We start from the raw sequence: 15,466 nt of genomic DNA on the forward strand, positions 1-15,466 counted from the left end.
TGATTCCTGCCTCAGCCTTGTTCGCGATGATCCGCCGGGCCGCGACTGGTGGAGTTGGTGGCATGGCAGATTCTCTGGTTCGTACGCGGTCGGGTGCTCGTCCGCATCTCTCCGACAGGCTGACCTCTCGCCGTGGCGCCTGGGCGACGCTCGGGCTCGCGTTGGTCGTGATGGGGATGCTCTTCGGGGCCTTCGCTGGTGCGGAGGCCCCGGCGCAGACCGGGCAGGCGCCGGCGGGCTCGGAGTCGACGCGGGTGGGCGAGCTGCTGGCGGAGTTCCCCGGCGCGGATCAGCAGTCGGTGCTCGTCGTCGCCTCCCGCGAGGACGACAGTGTCCTCTCCCGCGGCGATCGCGACGGGCTCGAGCGGCTCGGTGGCCAGGTCGGTGCGCAGACCGCGCCCGGCTCCGCCGGTCCGATGGTCAGCGAGGACGGGAGGGCCGCGGCTCTCACTGTGCCGGTCACGGTCGGCGCCGACAACGCCGAGACGTTGGAGGTGATCAAGACCCTGCGAGCCGATGTCGCGGCACGGGCTCCCGATGGGCTGGTGCTGGAGGTGACGGGCGGGCCGGCGTTCGGGGCCGACGCGGCTGCGGCCTTCGACGGCGCGGACGTCACGCTGCTGCTGGTGACGATCCTGATTGTGGCGGTTCTGCTGATCATCGCCTACCGCTCGCCCCTGCTGTGGCTGGTCCCGCTGATCGTGGTCGCCCTCGCCGACGCGCTGGCCGGGCGGGTCACCGCGGCCGCGGGAGCGCTGTGGGACTTCGGGTTCGACGCCGGTGTCGTCAGCGTCCTCGTCTTCGGCGCGGGGACCAACTACGCGCTCCTGCTGATCTCGCGATACCGGGAGGAGCTGCAGCGGACCGAGGACGACCGTCTGGCGCTGAGCAAGGCCTGGCGGAAGACGGCTCTCGCGATCCTCGCCTCCAACCTGACGGTGGTGCTCGCGCTGCTGACGCTGGTCCTGGCCGTGATCCCGATGACCCGTGGGCTGGGGGTACCCGCGGCGATCGGCCTGCTGATCGCCCTCGTCGCTGTGCTGTTCGTGCTGCCGCCGGCCCTGGCGGTGTGCGGGCGGCGTCTGTTCTGGCCGTTCGTCCCGCGCCCGGGTGAGTCACGTGAGCAGGGCCGGGTCTGGCGCGCGGTCGCGGCGCGGGTGGTGAAGCGTCCGGGGGCGAGCCTGCTGGGCGGGCTCGTGCTGCTCGCGGTGATGGCCGCGGGACTGTTCGGCACCTCGGTCGGGCTCGACCAGATCGAGAAGTTCCGGGTGCAGTCCGAGTCCGCAGCCGGTCTCGAGACGCTCTCGGCGCACTTCCCGCCGGGCGAGGCCCAGCCGATCTACATCGTCACCGACAGTGCGGCCGCCGCCGAGGTGGCCACGGTCGCGGGCGGGGTGGACGGCGTGGTGCGTGCTCAGCCGGCCGGAGTCACCGACGACGGGTCCTTGACGAAGATCATGGTGACCAGCGACTACTCGCCCGGCACCGAGCGGAGCCTGGACCAGATCACCGACCTGCGCGAGGCCGTCCACCCGATCGCGGGCGCGGACGCGCTCGTCGGTGGCGCGGTCGCGACCGACCTGGATGCCACCGAGGGGAGCGAGAAGGATCTGCTGCTGATCGCGCCGCTGGTGCTCGCGGTGAGCTTCCTCGTGCTCCTCGTACTGCTGCGTTCGCTGGTCGCGCCCGGACTGCTGCTCCTGGTGAATCTCGTCAGCGCGGTCGCCGCGATCGGCGCCGGGGGCTGGCTGAGCCGCGTCCTGTTCGACCAGGATGCGCTCGACCAGCAGGTGCCGATCCTGGCCTTTCTGTTCCTGGTCGCGCTGGGGATCGACTACACGATCTTCCTGGTCCACCGGGCGCGCGCGGACGCGGCGCGGCTCGGCACCCGGGCCGGCGTGGTCGAGGCGGTCGCCCACACCGGAGGTGTGATCACCAGCGCCGGCATCGTCCTCGCCGCGGTCTTCGCCGCGCTCGGCGTGCTCCCGCTGGTCACTCTGGGGCAGCTCGGCCTGATCGTCGGTGTGGGCGTGCTCGTGGACACCCTGGTGGTGCGTACCGTGATCGTGCCGGCGATCTTCGCTCTGGTGGGCGACCGCATCTGGTGGCCGGGACGACTGCAGCGGGCCGGAGGAGAATCGAGCACATGAGTGTCGTTCACGTGCCGCTGAGGCGGTCCGGCGCGCCGCATCCGACCGCGGCCGCCTCGACGGTACGGGCGATGGAGATCGGGCAGCACGTCATCGCCGTCGTGCTGACGGCGATCGGCGTCAGCAGAGCGGTCGGCGATGGGGTGGCGCCTCCAGCCGCGGTCGTCTCGGGACTGGCGATCCTCGCGTGGCACACGGCCGGGACGATCCTCTCGTCCAGGACGGCCTCGCGCCGTCTCCCGGTGTGGTGGCTGCTCGGCTTCGCCGTGATCTGGGTCGCCGCCGTCGCCGTCTCGGACGAGTTCGTCTGGCTCGCGTTCCTGCTGTGGCTGCTCGCGGGCCACCTGCTGCCGCTGCGCTGGGGCCTGGTCTTCTCGTCGGCGATCCTCGTGGTGGTGGTCCTCGCCCCGATCCTGCACCGTGGCACGACCAGCTACGCCGACGTCTTCGGACCGCTCATCGGCGGCGTCTTCGCGTTCGGCATCTCCCGTGGATACCTGCAGCTCCTCCGGGACGCCGCCGAGCGGGAACGGCTCGTGACCTCGTTGCAGAGCGCCCAGCAGGAGATGGCGGAGCTGCAGGACGAGCTCCTGCTCGCCCAGCGCCACTCCGGGGCGATCGCCGAACGCACCCGGATCTCGCGAGACATCCACGACACCGTCGCGCAGGCGCTGTCCTCGATCCGGCTCCTCACCCACGCCGGCGGCAACCGCACCACGGACCCGGAGGCGTCGCGCACGTTCGCGCAGGTCGAGGCGCTGGCCGGCGACAGCCTCGCGGACGTACGCCGGATCGTCGAGGCCCTGGCGCCGGCCGAGCTCGAGGACGCCGCCCTCGCCTCGGCCCTTCGGCGCATGCTCGACCGCACCCACGAGGAGGCCGGGCTGCTCGTCGAGCTCCATGTCGACGACACGCTCCCGCTGCTGCGGACCGAGATCGAGGTCGCGCTGCTGCGCACCGCGCAGTCGGCCCTCGCCAACGTACGTCTCCACGCCGGAGCGACCCGGGTCGTCGTCACGCTGATCGACGACGGTGACTCGGTGCGCCTGGACATCAGCGACGATGGCACCGGGTTCGATGTCGCCGCCTGGGAACAGGACGCCGATGCCGGGTCGTCCAGCTACGGCCTGCGTTTCATGCGGGCTCGTCTGCGCGAGCTCGGTGGTGGTCTCGATGTCGAGAGCACGCCGGGTGAAGGCACCGCGGTCTCCGCGCATCTCCCGATCCACCTTGAAGGGAAGGCACGATGACCACGGTGCTCCTCGTCGACGACCACCCGGTCGTACGCAGCGGGCTGCGCGCCGTGATCGAGGCGGGGGACGCCCTGCAGGTCGTCGGGGAGGCCGCCACCGGCGAAGAGGCGATCATCCTCGCCGGTCACCTCCGTCCCGACGTCGTGCTGTGCGACCTGCGCCTGGGGAGCGGGATCGACGGTATCCGGACCACCGTCGCGCTCCGCGCCCTCGATCCGGCGCCGGCCGTGCTGATCCTGACCACCTTCGACCGCGACGCCGAGGTGCTCGGTGCGATCGAGGCGGGTGCCGCCGGCTACCTCCTCAAGGACGTCGATCCCGAGGTCATCGTCCAGGGCATCCACCGCGCCGCCGCCGGCGACATGGTCCTCGCTCCCGACCTGGCCGGCCGGGTACTCAGGGGCATGCGCAGCCCGCTGCCACGACTCACGGATCGGGAGATCGAGGTGCTGCGGCACCTCGCCCGGGGCGCGACCAACAAGGAGATCGCGCGCACCCTCTTCGTCACCGAGGCCACCGTGAAGAGCCACCTCGCGCACATCTTCACCAAGCTCGACGTCGACAGCCGCTCCCGCGCCATCCACGTCGCGCAGGAGACCGGCCTGATCTGACCTGCCCGGGCCTCAGTGCTCGATGAGCCCCGACTGGTAGGCCCACACGGCGGCCTGCAGACGGGACTTGACGCCGAGCTTGGGCATCATCCGGGCCAGGTGGGACTTGACCGTGGACACCTCGAGGACGAGCGCCTGGGCGATCTCCTCGTTGGACATGCCCTCGGCGAGGTGGAGGAGGATGTCGAGCTCTCGGGTGGTAAGGACCTCGCTGGCGCGACTTCGCCCTGCCCCGCCGCGGACCGGTTCCAGCTCGCCGTGCTGCTCGCCGCGGGGATCGGCGCGACGATCGTCGTCGTCGCGACGCGCGGGCGGCTGGGATACGTAAAGTAAACGGCCCGGGATGTATAGAGAGTCCATGCCTACCAGCACCCGGCGCCGTGTCGCGCCACTCGTCGTCGCCACCGCTGCCCTCGCGCTCGCCGCCTCCGCCTGCTCCTCCGAGACCACCGACGAGGGAGGTGCACAGAGCAGCCCCAGCACGTCGGTGGAGACCGAGACCCCGACGACCACGGCCGAGCCGACCTCGACGCCGACCGAGTCCGGGAGCGCCGGCGGCGCCTGTGCGACCGGCGACCTCTCCTTCACGGTCACCGAGGAGTCCCAGGCGGGTGGCTACTACCTGGTCACCGCGAGCGCCAGGCCCGGCGTGACCTGCACCCTCGAGGGCGCGACGATCGAGGCCGGCTTCGGCTCGGCGGTCTCCGGCGACGTGAAGCCGAGCGAGCAGGCGGTCGCCGAGCCGATCACGATGACCGGCTCCACCAAGGCGTACGCCGGGGTGAACCCGCACAGCGGACCGCAGGAGGGCGGCGTGCAGTTCGAGGAGATCATCGTCTCCGCGCACGAGGGCGACATGGACCCGGTGTCCCTGAAGCTGCCGAGCACCGCCGAGGTCGACCAGCCGATCGGGACCAACTGGCACACCGACCCCGCGAAGGCGGTCCCGTTCTCGGACTGACCCGTCAGATCCGGCTGATCAGATCCTCTCGGCGACCGGTTCCCCGGAGGCTTCGGCCTCCGGGGCACGGTCCTGCGCCGCGGTGAGCAGGAACCGGAGCCGCGTCAGCACCAGGCCCGCGGTGAGGGTGCCACCGATCACGACGAACGCCCACAGATGGCCGTGGCCGCTGCCGATCAGGGAGCCGGCCAGGGCGGGGCCGAGGATCTGGCCGAGGGTCAGGGTGAGACCGAGCGAGGCGTTGTAGCGGCCCCGCAGATGGTCGGGGGCGATGGTGTTCGCCAGGCCGGTCACGATCGGCGCCCACAGCGTCTCGCCGAGACCGAAGACGGCGAGGCCGATCACGACGGCGGCGACCGCGCCGGCGACGGGCATCAGGTCGGCGACCGCCAGCACGCTCCACGCGAGCGACCAGGTCAGCACGGCGCAGGCCAGCGCGGTCGTGCGCCGCCACCTCGAGGTGAGCCGCAGCAGGATCACCTGCCCGCAGACGATCACGGCGGCGTTGGCGGCGAAGGCCCAGCCCAGGGCGGTTGCCGGCACCCCGGCCACGTCGACGGCGTAGGCGGTCGCGCCGGCCTCGAGCTGGCCGTAGCCGAAGGTCACCGCGAGCACGCCGCACGCGACCAGGGCCACCGCCCGCCGGTCGCGCAGCACCTCGCCCCAGGACCCGGCGGTCGCGCTGTCAGGGTCGTCCTCCGTGGGGCGGGCGGGGGAGCGGACCAGGAACGCCAGCACCGCGGCGTAGACGAGATAGGCGACGGCGTCGCACAGGTAGAGCACCTGGAACGTCTCGGGACGGTCCACGTCGATGAGGAACGCGCTGACCAGGCCACCCACGCCGATGCCCGCGTTGAGCCCCAGGAAGGCGAAGCCGTAGGCCCGCTCGCGGTCCTCGGCCGGAACCATCCCGGCCAGCAGGGTCGTCGTGCCGGGCCACAGGGGAGAGGCGCCCACGACCACGCCGGCGAGCACCGCCATCGTCGGCACGGTCCCGTCGACGAAGCCGAGCGACCCGATCGAAGCCGACTCCACGAAGAGCGCGGCCAGCAGGACCGGGCGTGGTCCGAAGCGGTCGAGGAGCGCTCCGACCCCGGGAGCGGCAGCCAGACCGACGACCCCCATCCAGGCGAACATCCAGCCCGCGGTCGACGACCCGAGGTCCTGCACCTGGGCCATGTAGACGTAGAGGAACGGCAGGGTGAGGCCGTTGCCGAGGGAGGCGAAGGCAAAGCCGGCGAGCACGCGACGGGCCTGGGTGGGGGAGTGCGGCACGGGTGTGATCGTCCTCTCTCTGGCCCACCTGTCTGGCGGGGACGCGTTTAGGGTAGCCTCACTTAGGTTCGCCTAACCTAATCCCCCCGTGTCGAAGGAGACCAGTGAGCGCACCGCACTTGGAGCATCTGTTCCACCCCGACAATGCTCGTGAGTACACCAGCGGCATCACCGAAGCAATCCGGCTGCTCGTCGACCAGCTCGCCACCCTCGAGGGTCCCACCACCGGGATCTCACCCGAGGCGGCCGCCGAACCGGTCGCCGAGGTCGACCTGGACAACCCCCTCGCCGACGGCGCCGCCGCGCTGGCCGAGGTCAGCAAGCTGTGGCTCGAGGACGCGGTCTGGTTCCACGACCCCTCCTACGCCGCGCACCTGAACTGCCCGGTCGTGATCCCCTCCCTCGTGGGAGAGCTGCTCATCGCGGCCGTCAACACCTCGATGGACACCTTCGACCAGTCGGTGGGCGGTACGTTCATGGAGCGTCGTCTCATCGACTGGACCGCGGCGCGCGCCGGCTACCCGGAGGCGACCCGCGACGGCATCTTCACCAGCGGCGGCAGCCAGTCCAACCTGCAGGCGCTGCTCCTGGCCCGTGGTGAGGCGGAGCGCCGCGGCGTACCGCTGGACCGGCTGCGCTTCCTCACCTCGGCGGACAGCCACTTCTCCATCGCCAAGTCCGCTCGGCTGCTCGGCATGGGCGACGCGGCCGCGATCGCGATCCCGACCGACGACGAGCACCGGATGGACGTCGTCGCGCTGCGCGAGGCGCTCGACGAGTGCGTCGTCGACGGTCTCGTCCCGGCCGCGGTCGTGGCCACCGCCGGCACCACCGACTTCGGCGTCATCGACCCGCTGCACGCCATCGCCGACGCCTGCCAGGACTTCAACGTCTGGTTCCACGTCGACGCGGCGTACGGCGGCGGGCTGCTCGCCTCGCCGAAGTACCGTCACCTGCTCGACGGGATCGAGCGGTCGAACTCGATCACCATCGACTACCACAAGACCTGGTTCCAGCCGGTCTCCTCCAGCGCCCTGCTGGTCCGCGATCTGGCGACCATGCAGCACGCCTCCTGGTATGCCGACTACCTCAACCCGCGGGAGTCGGAGAACCCCAACCAGGTCGACAAGTCGCTGCAGACCACGCGCCGCTTCGACGCACTCAAGCTGTGGCTGACGCTGCGCACGATGGGCCCCGACCAGATCGGCGCCTACCTCGAGACCGTGATCGATCTGGCGCGCGAGGTCTACGACATCCTCAGCGTGCAGCCCGACATCGAGGTCGTCACGCCCTCCCAGCTCTCCACGGTCGTCTTCCGCTACGTCGACCCGCACCTGGACGAGACCGGACTGGACGAAGACGCCCTCGGCGACCTCAACCGCCGCATCCGCGCCGAGATGTGGAGGGGCGGCCGCGGTGTCATCGCCGCGACCAAGGTCGACGGCCGGCAGTTCCTCAAGCTCACCCTGCTCAACCCGAAGGCCACCGTCACCGACGTGCTCGACATCATCGAGCAGGTCCGTACGCTGGGCCTTTCCTCGGGCCGGGCCGTCCCGGAGGTCGTCCGATGACGACATATGACCTGATCGGCATCGGGCTCGGCCCGTTCAATCTGGGCCTGGCCGCCCTCGCCGACCCGATCGACGAGCTCGACTGTCTGTTCCTCGAGGGCCGCGACCGGTTCGACTGGCACCCCGGGATGATGCTCGATGAGGCGACCCTGCAGGTGCCGTTCCTCGCCGACCTGGTGACGATGGCCGACCCGACCTCCCGGTTCAGCTTCCTCAACTTCCTCAAGCAGACCGGTCGGATCTACCCGTTCTACATCCGGGAGAACTTCCTGCCCCACCGGCGCGAGTACAACCAGTACTGCCAGTGGGTCGCCGAACGGCTCGACTCCGTCCGCTTCGGGCAGCAGGTCACCTCCGTGGAGCACGACGGGGAGACGTACGTCGTCACCACCGCATCCGGCCAAGCTCATCGGACCAGGCGGCTGGTGCTCGGGACCGGGACGACCCCGCGGGTCCCTGAGTGCGCGGCCGATGCCGTGGCGGCGGAGGGGCCGGCGCTGCACAGCTCGGAGTACCTGGCTCGCCGCGACGAGCTCGTGACCCGGCGCAGCATCACCGTGGTGGGTAGCGGCCAGTCGGCGGCCGAGGTGTACCTCGACCTGCTGACCGCGCAGCCCGACCACGACTACCAGCTGGCCTGGCTGACCCGCAGCCCGCGGTTCTTCTCGATGGAGTACACCAAGCTGACCCTCGAGCTGACCTCCCCGGAGTATTCCGCCTACTTCCAGGCGCTGCCCGCCGAGAAGCGCGACCGGCTGCTGAAGGCGCAGCAGAGCCTCTACAAGGGCATCTCGGGCGACACGATCGACGCGATCCACGAGGCGCTCTACACCCGGTCGGTCACCGAGGCGGCCGAGACCACGCTGCTGACCAACACCGAGGTGCGCGGGGTGACCCGCATCGAGGACGGCTACCACCTCGCGCTCCACCACGTGGAGCAGGAGGAGGACTACGAGATGGCGACCGAGGCCCTGGTCCTGGCCACCGGCTACCGCGCCGGCATCCCGTCCTTCCTCGAGCCCGTCCGGGACCGGCTCCGTCTCGACGAGCAGGGGCGCTACGCCGCCAGCTCGACCTTCTCGGTCGACACTGCCGACCGCGAGATCTGGGTGCAGAACGGCGAGGAGCACACCCACGGCTTCGTCGCTCCCGACCTCGGCATGGGCGCCTACCGCAGCTCGGTGATCCTCGCCGCCGTCCTCGGCCGGGAGCCGTACCCGGTCGAGAAGCGGGTCGCCTTCCAGGAGTTCGGCGTCCCCGACCGTTTCAAGATCCAGCCCGGCCAGTCCACGGAGGAGAACCGATGAGGATCACGATCGAACCGCTCGAGATCGAGGCCCACCTCGGCACCGTCCACTCCTGGGTGACCCACCCGCGCTCGGAGTACTGGATGATGCTGGACGCGACGTTGGAGGACGTCGCCGCGGAGTACGCGCGCATCGCCGAGCACCCGCACCACCACGCCTGGCTCGGTCGCGTCGACGGCGCGCCCGCGTTCCTGGTCGAGACCTACGACCCCGCGCGCAGCGAGCTCGCCGGCATCACCCACGTGCCCGACCTGGCGGCCGGCGACCTCGGGATGCACGTCCTGGTCGCGCCGACCTCCGGCGAGCCCGTCTCCGGCTACACGACCCGGATCTTCCGGGCGGTGATGCGGCACTGCTTCGCGGACCCGGGGGTGCGTCGGGTGGTGGTCGAGCCGGACGTACGCAACGAGGCGATCCGGCGCAAGAACACCGAGGCGGGCTTCGTCGAGCTGGGCGAGATCAGCCTCGGGGAGAAGACCGCGATGCTCTCGGTCTGCACCCGGGAGATGTACGCAGCCGCCCACCTGCGCCCGGAGAACCTCCGCGTCGCGCACCGGCACCTGGTCGCCAAGGCGATCGCGGAGTTCAGCCACGAGCGGATGATCGCGCCCGTGGCGACCGACATGGGCTGGGAGCTGCAGGGGCCGTCCTCGACCTACGCCTTCACCGCCCGCCGCTTCCAGCTCGAGCACTGGGTGGTGGACCCGGCCTCGATCGTCCGTCGGACCGACGGTGCCGAGGCCGAGGTCGACGCGCAGGCGTTCGTCGCCGAGTTCGCGCCCGACCTCGGGATCCCGGACAAGCTGCTGCCGACCTACCTGGAGGAGCTGGCGGCCACCATCGCCTCGGCCTGCTGGAAGCTCGAGCACCAGACGCTGACCGCCACCGACCTGGTCGATGCCGACCATCAGAGCGTCGAGGGCGCGATGAGCGAGGGCCACCCGGCCTTCGTCGCCAACAACGGCCGGATCGGTTTCGACATCGACGACCACGCCCGCTGGGCGCCGGAGACGAGCAACGACCTGAGCCTGGTGTGGGTCGCCGTCTCCCGGGACCAGTCCCACCTGGCCCTGGGCCGCGGCGAGGACGAGTCGCGTCTGTATGCCGCCGAGCTCGGCGAGGCGACCCTGGCCCGGTTCGCGGCGAAGCTGCGCGGGCTGGGACTCGATCCGGACGAGTTCCGCTACCTGCCGGTCCATCCCTGGCAGTGGCGCCACAAGCTGGCGGTCACCTTCGCCACCGACGTCGCCGCGCGCCGGATCGTGCTGGTCGGCGAGGGCGAGGACGTCCACCGGCCGCAGCAGTCGATCCGGACGTACTTCAACACCTCGAGGCCGGAGCGGCACTACGTCAAGACCGCGCTGTCGATCCAGAACATGGGCTTCATGCGGGGCCTCTCGCCGGCCTACATGGCGGCGACCCCGGTCATCAACGACTGGGTCGCCGACCTGGTGGAGGGCGACGCGGAGCTGAAGGAGCGCGGCTTCGGGGTGCTGCGCGAGCTCGCCTCGATCGGCTGGACCGGCGACGTCTTCCACGCCCTGCCGAGCACGTCGCCCTACCGGAAGATGATCGCCGCGCTGTGGCGCGAGTCGCCGGTGCCGCGGCTCGCCGAGGGCGAGCGCTGCGCGACGATGGCGGCGCTCCTCCACCGCGACGCCGCCGGTGCCTCGTACGCCGCCGAGCTGGTCCGCGCCTCCGGGCTGCCGGCCCGGGAGTGGGTGCGCCGCTACCTCGACGCCTACCTGCGGCCGCTGGTGCACTGCCTGCTGGCGTACGAGCTGGTCTTCATGCCGCACGGTGAGAACCTGGTGATGGTGCTGCGCGACCACGTGCCGGTGCGGATGTTCATGAAGGACATCGGCGAGGAGGTGGCGGTGATGGGTGACCTGCCGCTGCCCGAGGACGTCGCCCGGATCCGCCACTCGGTCCCCGACGACGTCAAGGCGCTGGCCGTGCACACCGACATCTTCGACGGGGTGCTGCGCTATGTCGCGGCCATCCTCGATGATGAGGGGGTGCTACCGGAGAACGAGTTCTGGGCCGAGGCCCGAGCGTGCATCGTCGACCACGCTGCCGATCACCCCGAGCTGGCCGACGCGGTCGCGCACTACGATCTGCTGCGCCCGCGCTTCCGGCACTCGTGCCTGAACCGGCTCCAGCTGCGCAACACCTTGCAGATGGTCGACATCACCGACCAGGCCGAGTCGCTCATCTTCGCCGGCACGTTGGCTAATCCGGTCGCATGACCTTGTTTCGAGACGAGTGGGGCGTCCCGCACGTGCGGGCTGCCTCGCTGCCCGAGGTGGCCCGGCTGCAGGGCCGGGCCACCGCACGGGACCGCGCCTGGCAGCTCGAGATCGAACGGCTGCGCGGCGAGGGCCGCACCGCCGAGCTGCTCGGCCCGGCCGGGCTGGAGTGGGACATCTTCGCCCGCCGCGCCCGGATCGCAGCGGTGGCGCGTTCTGCCTTTGCGAGGCTCGACGAGGAGACGCAGGGGTTCCTGACGGCGTACGTCGAGGGAGTCCGTGCCGGGCTCGCGGAGACCTCCTGCGTCGAGCTCGACGGGCCGGACGGGCTCGGTCCGGCTCCCGGGACCTGGCAGCCGTGGACGCCGCTGGCAGCCTTTTGGGTGCAGCAGATCCACTTCGGCTCGTTTCCCTCGAAGCTCTTCGGTGCGAGGGCGGCGCGGGTGCTCGGCCCGGAGGCTGCGCTGTTCCGCACCGAGGGTCTGTCAGGCGGCTCCAACGCGTACGCCGTCGGCGGCGGCCGCACGGTCTCCGGTCTGCCGCTCGTGGCCGGTGACCCGCACCGCGTCTTCGAGGCGCCCAACGTCTACCTCCAGGTGCGGCTGGCCTGCACCGACCCCGAGGACACCTTCGACGTGGTCGGGATGACCTTCCCCGGTGTGCCCGGCGTGCAGCACTTCGCACACGCCGGGGCGGTCGCCTGGGGGATCACCAACGCGATGGGCGACTACCAGGATCTCTACCGGGTCGACCTGCGCCCGGGCGGTGACGTCGTGCGGCGGAGCGTGGAGACGGTGCTGGTCCGCGGCGAGGAGCCGGTCTCGGTCGAGGTGCTCGAGACGGAGCGTGGGCCGGTGGTCCTCGACGATCCGGAGGACGGGTGGGGCCAGGCGCTGCGTACGCCCGGCCACGAGCTCGGTGACCTCGGTTTCGGGGCCCTGCTGCCGCTGCTGCGGGCGCGTTCCGTCGCCGACGTCGAGGCCGCGGTGGAGCACTGGGTCGAGCCGGTCAACAACTGGGTGATCGCCGACGCGACGGGCAAGGTCGTCCACACCGTCGGCGGCCGGGTGCCGCGGCGCGACGAGGCGGGGGAGTGGACCGGTTGGGTCGACCCGCTCCCGCGGCGTACGACCTCTCCGGATGGTGTCCTGGTGACCGCCAACGACCGGTGCACGCCGGAGTTCGATGTCCTCGCGACCGGTTTCGCACCGCCGTTCCGAGCCGACCGGATCGGACAGCTTCTCGACGACGCCGAGCCCCTCGACGCCGAGCGGGCGGTGGCGGTGCTCGCCGACACCACCCAGACCGCCGGGGATCCGCTGCTCGCGCTGGTCCCGGCCGATGTGTGGCCGCAGGCTCTGGACGACTGGGACGGAGCGATGGACGGCTCCTCGGGCGCTGCCTGGTACGCCGCGCTGCGGGCCGAGGTTGTCGACCGGATCTGTGCGGCACCGGTGCTCGCGCCGCTGCGTGAGCCGTCGGAGCACGGGCCGCTCTACGAGCCGTGGTTCAGCCTGCCCGCCCGGGTGGCCGGCGCGCTGCACGTCATCCTGGCCGCCGAGAAACCGTTCGGGCTGGACCTGCGCGAGCTGGTCGCCGACGCGGCACGCGCGGTGCACGATCCGGTCGCCTGGCCGCAGAACCATCGCTTCTGGCCGCTGCACGCGCTGGAGCAGTTCGACCTCCCGCACACCCGTACCGCCCCTGCCACCCCGCTGCCCGGCGACACCGACACGGTCCGCTGCAACGCCTGGATCCCGGGTTCGACCGTGACCGTCCGGGGCTCGGTGGCCCGGTACGCGTGGGACCTCGCCGACCGCGACAACAGCCTATGGGTCGTACCGCTGGGTGCCGGCGGCAACCCCGACAGTCCCCACCACACCGACCAGCACGACGCCTGGGCCGCCGGAGGCGCGGTACGCGTCGTCACCGACTGGTCCCTGCTCACCGAGGAGAAGACATGCCCCTGACAAGCCCGGCCCTGACCATCCGCGACCTGGATCCTTCGGCCGACCTCGACCTGCTGGACGGCTGGCTGCACGACGACCGCGCCCGGTTCTGGGGCATGGTCGAGAAGCCGCGCGAGGAGATCGAGGAGATCTACACGTGGCTCCAGGAGCAACCCCATCTGGCGGCGTACATCGTCGAGGTCGACGGCGAGCCGGTCGCGCTCTTTCAGACCTGGGACCCCGAGGTCGACGAGCTCGGCACCTTCTACGACCGCCGCCCCGGCGACATCGGCGCCCACCTCTTCCTGGCCGACACCCCGGCCCGCAAGGGCCGGACCGAGACCGTCCTCGACTTCTTCATCGAGGAGGTCATCGTCAAGGCCGGCGCCCGTCGCGTAATCGTCGAGCCCGACGCCACCAATGAGGCCTCCCTCACCCGGCTCTACGACTACGGTTTCAAACGCGGTCCTGTCGTTGAGCTTCCGCACAAGGTCGCCCAGTACGCCTTCCTCGACCTGCCCTGACTCACGCAAGCTTCTAGCTTCTGGGCGACCTCGTTGAGGTTGGCCCGGAGCTTGGGGCGGTAGGCGTCGTGCTGCTCGGGGAGTCGGGTGTTGCAGAAGGTGTCCAGGTCGGGTCCGGTGACCTCGAGGACGGGGCGTGCGTTGGCGGCTTCGGTCTCGAACAGGTCGAGGATGTCCTTGCCGTCACCGGTGGTGAAGCGCCACAGGTAGTTCTTCATCTCGGCGTAGACGGTGCGGTAGTCGGCCGGCAGTTCGGCGGCGCGGGCTTCCATGCGCTTCCAGTCCTTCTTGTCCCCGATCAGGCGGCTGAGGAGGTTGTTCATGGTGGTGCTCCTTCTTCGTGCTGGTGTTTCTGGGTGCCCCGGGTTTGGGGCTGTGGAAGAAGCGTGCAGGCCTGACGTAGCGTCAAGGTCAAGCACCGACCCCAAGAAAGTTTCCGCCGGTCGCGGTCCTCAGGCTGCGAGGGTGTGGTTGAGCAGTACGTTGCGCAGCCGGATCTCGGCTGGTGACAGGGGTGGCGGGTCCGGTTTCCAAGCCTCGGGTGGTGGGCTGGTGTAGGTGTGCCCGGTGGGTGTGGTGGTGATGATGCTGCCGTCGGGTCCGGGTCTTGCCCGCCAGCCGAGTGCCTCTTTCGCCTGATTACATCTCTCGCACAGCCCTTGCAGGTTCGCCGCGCTGGTCTCGCCGCCATCAGCGTGACGTTCGATGTGGTCGATGTTGCGGATCGGAGCGTCACAGCCGCTGGTCCGACAGGTGCCGCCGTCGCGGGTCGTGATGAACTCGGCCAGCCCGTCGGGTGCCTTCCTGGAGCGGGATTCCATCGCGACCAGTTGTCCGGTCGGGTCGGTGAACAGGCGCCGGACGAACACCTCGGCGTCGGTGAGTGCGTCGCGGGCCCATTCGGCGGGAACCGGGCCGTAGCCCTCGACCATGGCGGGCTGGTCGCCGGTGTTGGCCAGGGCGTCGGCGCTCATCACGATCTTGACCTCGATCCGAGGCTTCACACCGCCGTTCTCGCGGCCGGTGACCCGCTCGACGAGGGTGTCGGCCATGACCTGGCCCCGGGTCCGCCCGTCACCGGCGGCACGGGCCGCCTTGGCGGCCTGGTCCAGGGCCGCGAAGACCGCGACCCCGTCCTTGACCGGGAGCAGGGCACCGAGCCAGGTCATCGTGTCCGGGGCCGGCCGCAGGCTGACCCGGCGGTCCTTGGTCGCGTTGGCGGCGCGGGCGACCACGGAGGCCTGGTCCAGCGTGATGGCCAGCTTCTTGGCCGCGTTCTCCAGTTGCCGTAGCCCCATCGACACCGCCCGAGCCGGCTCACCGTCGAGACCGGTGGCACAGAGGTCGTGGTCGACGACCCGACGGTCCTCCAGCGACAGGCAGGCGGTCTCCCGGGCCAAGATGGTGGCCTGCCATTGGGAGAACAGCCCGGCCTTCATCAGCGCGAAGGTGTGCGGCATCTCGGCGAGCAGGACCTTCGCCAGCCCGAGCAGTTTGGCGCCCTTCTCGGGCGAGACGCGGCGCGCGAGCGCGACCTGGGACGCGACCCCCTCGCCCAGTCTCCGGGCAGGAACCCCAGCCCCTAATTGGCGTGCCCGGACCACTTCTTCCAGACG

13 protein-coding genes are annotated in these 15,466 nt (G+C 70.9%); 9 read left to right on the forward strand and 4 right to left on the reverse strand.

The window, feature by feature from the left end:
* Window positions 1-62: 62 nt before the first annotated feature.
* Genes ABZ796_RS24395 through ABZ796_RS24405 form a run of 3 tightly spaced genes read left to right on the forward strand, consistent with a single transcriptional unit; the run spans window position 63 to window position 4,014 of the window.
* Window positions 63-2,150 (forward strand): MMPL family transporter, encoded by a 2,088-nt coding sequence (locus tag ABZ796_RS24395; RefSeq protein ID WP_357340471.1) that lies wholly within the window; start codon window positions 63-65, stop codon window positions 2,148-2,150.
* Window positions 2,147-3,400, forward strand: a complete 1,254-nt coding sequence (locus ABZ796_RS24400) for a sensor histidine kinase (RefSeq protein WP_357340473.1) — start codon at window positions 2,147-2,149, stop codon at window positions 3,398-3,400. Before ABZ796_RS24395 ends, ABZ796_RS24400 begins: the two co-directional genes overlap by 4 nt.
* Window positions 3,397-4,014 carry a response regulator transcription factor gene (locus tag ABZ796_RS24405; protein WP_357340475.1) on the forward strand — a complete coding sequence of 206 codons (618 nt, stop codon included), beginning with the start codon at window positions 3,397-3,399 and terminating at the stop codon, window positions 4,012-4,014. The genes ABZ796_RS24400 and ABZ796_RS24405 overlap by 4 nt, the downstream gene beginning before the upstream one ends.
* Window positions 4,015-4,026: 12 nt before the next feature.
* Here ABZ796_RS24405 and ABZ796_RS24410 read toward each other — a convergent pair whose 3' ends face one another.
* Window positions 4,027-4,374 (reverse strand): LuxR C-terminal-related transcriptional regulator, encoded by a 348-nt coding sequence (locus ABZ796_RS24410; protein WP_357340477.1) that lies wholly within the window; start codon window positions 4,372-4,374, stop codon window positions 4,027-4,029.
* Between ABZ796_RS24410 and ABZ796_RS24415 the strand changes: the two genes are divergently transcribed.
* Complete coding sequence (locus tag ABZ796_RS24415) at window positions 4,373-4,975, forward strand: DUF4232 domain-containing protein (RefSeq protein ID WP_357340479.1); 603 nt, start codon at window positions 4,373-4,375, stop codon at window positions 4,973-4,975. The genes ABZ796_RS24410 and ABZ796_RS24415 overlap by 2 nt on opposite strands.
* 18 nt (window positions 4,976-4,993) lie before the next feature.
* On the opposite strand, the gene ABZ796_RS24420 is transcribed toward ABZ796_RS24415, so the two are convergent.
* Window positions 4,994-6,250, reverse strand: a complete 1,257-nt coding sequence (locus ABZ796_RS24420) for an MFS transporter (RefSeq protein WP_357340481.1) — start codon at window positions 6,248-6,250, stop codon at window positions 4,994-4,996.
* A 104-nt stretch (window positions 6,251-6,354) separates the two neighbouring features.
* Between ABZ796_RS24420 and ABZ796_RS24425 the strand changes: the two genes are divergently transcribed.
* From ABZ796_RS24425 to ABZ796_RS24445, 5 genes are read left to right on the forward strand one after another with little or no spacing between them, the layout of a single operon-like run.
* The gene (locus ABZ796_RS24425) at window positions 6,355-7,821 is read left to right on the forward strand and encodes an aspartate aminotransferase family protein (protein ID WP_357340483.1); all 1,467 of its coding nucleotides are present in this window, start codon (window positions 6,355-6,357) and stop codon (window positions 7,819-7,821) included.
* Window positions 7,818-9,128, forward strand: coding sequence for a SidA/IucD/PvdA family monooxygenase (locus ABZ796_RS24430; protein WP_357340484.1), 1,311 nt, complete (start codon window positions 7,818-7,820; stop codon window positions 9,126-9,128). Before ABZ796_RS24425 ends, ABZ796_RS24430 begins: the two co-directional genes overlap by 4 nt.
* Window positions 9,125-11,377 carry a GNAT family N-acetyltransferase gene (locus ABZ796_RS24435; protein ID WP_357340486.1) on the forward strand — a complete coding sequence of 751 codons (2,253 nt, stop codon included), beginning with the start codon at window positions 9,125-9,127 and terminating at the stop codon, window positions 11,375-11,377. Before ABZ796_RS24430 ends, ABZ796_RS24435 begins: the two co-directional genes overlap by 4 nt.
* A complete protein-coding gene (locus tag ABZ796_RS24440) occupies window positions 11,374-13,347 on the forward strand; it encodes a penicillin acylase family protein (RefSeq protein WP_357340488.1) in 1,974 nt (657 codons plus the stop codon). The genes ABZ796_RS24435 and ABZ796_RS24440 overlap by 4 nt, the downstream gene beginning before the upstream one ends.
* Complete coding sequence (locus ABZ796_RS24445) at window positions 13,338-13,850, forward strand: GNAT family N-acetyltransferase (RefSeq protein ID WP_357340490.1); 513 nt, start codon at window positions 13,338-13,340, stop codon at window positions 13,848-13,850. The genes ABZ796_RS24440 and ABZ796_RS24445 overlap by 10 nt, the downstream gene beginning before the upstream one ends.
* Here ABZ796_RS24445 and ABZ796_RS24450 read toward each other — a convergent pair.
* Together ABZ796_RS24450 and ABZ796_RS24455 are read right to left on the reverse strand one after the other, a co-directional pair.
* On the reverse strand, window positions 13,775-14,173 hold the full coding sequence (locus tag ABZ796_RS24450; protein WP_357340491.1) for a DUF1048 domain-containing protein: 399 nt from the start codon (window positions 14,171-14,173) through the stop codon (window positions 13,775-13,777). The genes ABZ796_RS24445 and ABZ796_RS24450 overlap by 76 nt on opposite strands.
* A 129-nt stretch (window positions 14,174-14,302) precedes the next feature.
* Window positions 14,303-15,466, reverse strand: a 1,164-nt coding sequence (locus ABZ796_RS24455; protein WP_357340492.1) for a DUF222 domain-containing protein, incomplete at its 5' end; no start/stop codon positions are given.

Source organism: Nocardioides sp. NPDC047086 (assembly GCF_040643685.1).
GTDB lineage: Bacteria > Actinomycetota > Actinomycetes > Propionibacteriales > Nocardioidaceae > Nocardioides.

Excerpts from the sequence above, each read along its gene's own strand:
- ABZ796_RS24440 (WP_357340488.1), top strand. The coding sequence starts at position 11,374 with ATGACCTTGTTTCGAGACGAGTGGGGCGTCCCGCACGTGCGGGCTGCC.
- ABZ796_RS24405 (WP_357340475.1), top strand. The coding sequence starts at position 3,397 with ATGACCACGGTGCTCCTCGTCGACGACCACCCGGTCGTACGCAGCGGG.
- ABZ796_RS24450 (WP_357340491.1), bottom strand. The coding sequence starts at position 14,173 with ATGAACAACCTCCTCAGCCGCCTGATCGGGGACAAGAAGGACTGGAAG.
- ABZ796_RS24400 (WP_357340473.1), top strand. The coding sequence starts at position 2,147 with ATGAGTGTCGTTCACGTGCCGCTGAGGCGGTCCGGCGCGCCGCATCCG.
- ABZ796_RS24395 (WP_357340471.1), top strand. The coding sequence starts at position 63 with ATGGCAGATTCTCTGGTTCGTACGCGGTCGGGTGCTCGTCCGCATCTC.
- ABZ796_RS24410 (WP_357340477.1), bottom strand. The coding sequence starts at position 4,374 with ATGGACTCTCTATACATCCCGGGCCGTTTACTTTACGTATCCCAGCCG.
- ABZ796_RS24415 (WP_357340479.1), top strand. The coding sequence starts at position 4,373 with ATGCCTACCAGCACCCGGCGCCGTGTCGCGCCACTCGTCGTCGCCACC.
- ABZ796_RS24435 (WP_357340486.1), top strand. The coding sequence starts at position 9,125 with ATGAGGATCACGATCGAACCGCTCGAGATCGAGGCCCACCTCGGCACC.
- ABZ796_RS24430 (WP_357340484.1), top strand. The coding sequence starts at position 7,818 with ATGACGACATATGACCTGATCGGCATCGGGCTCGGCCCGTTCAATCTG.
- ABZ796_RS24445 (WP_357340490.1), top strand. The coding sequence starts at position 13,338 with ATGCCCCTGACAAGCCCGGCCCTGACCATCCGCGACCTGGATCCTTCG.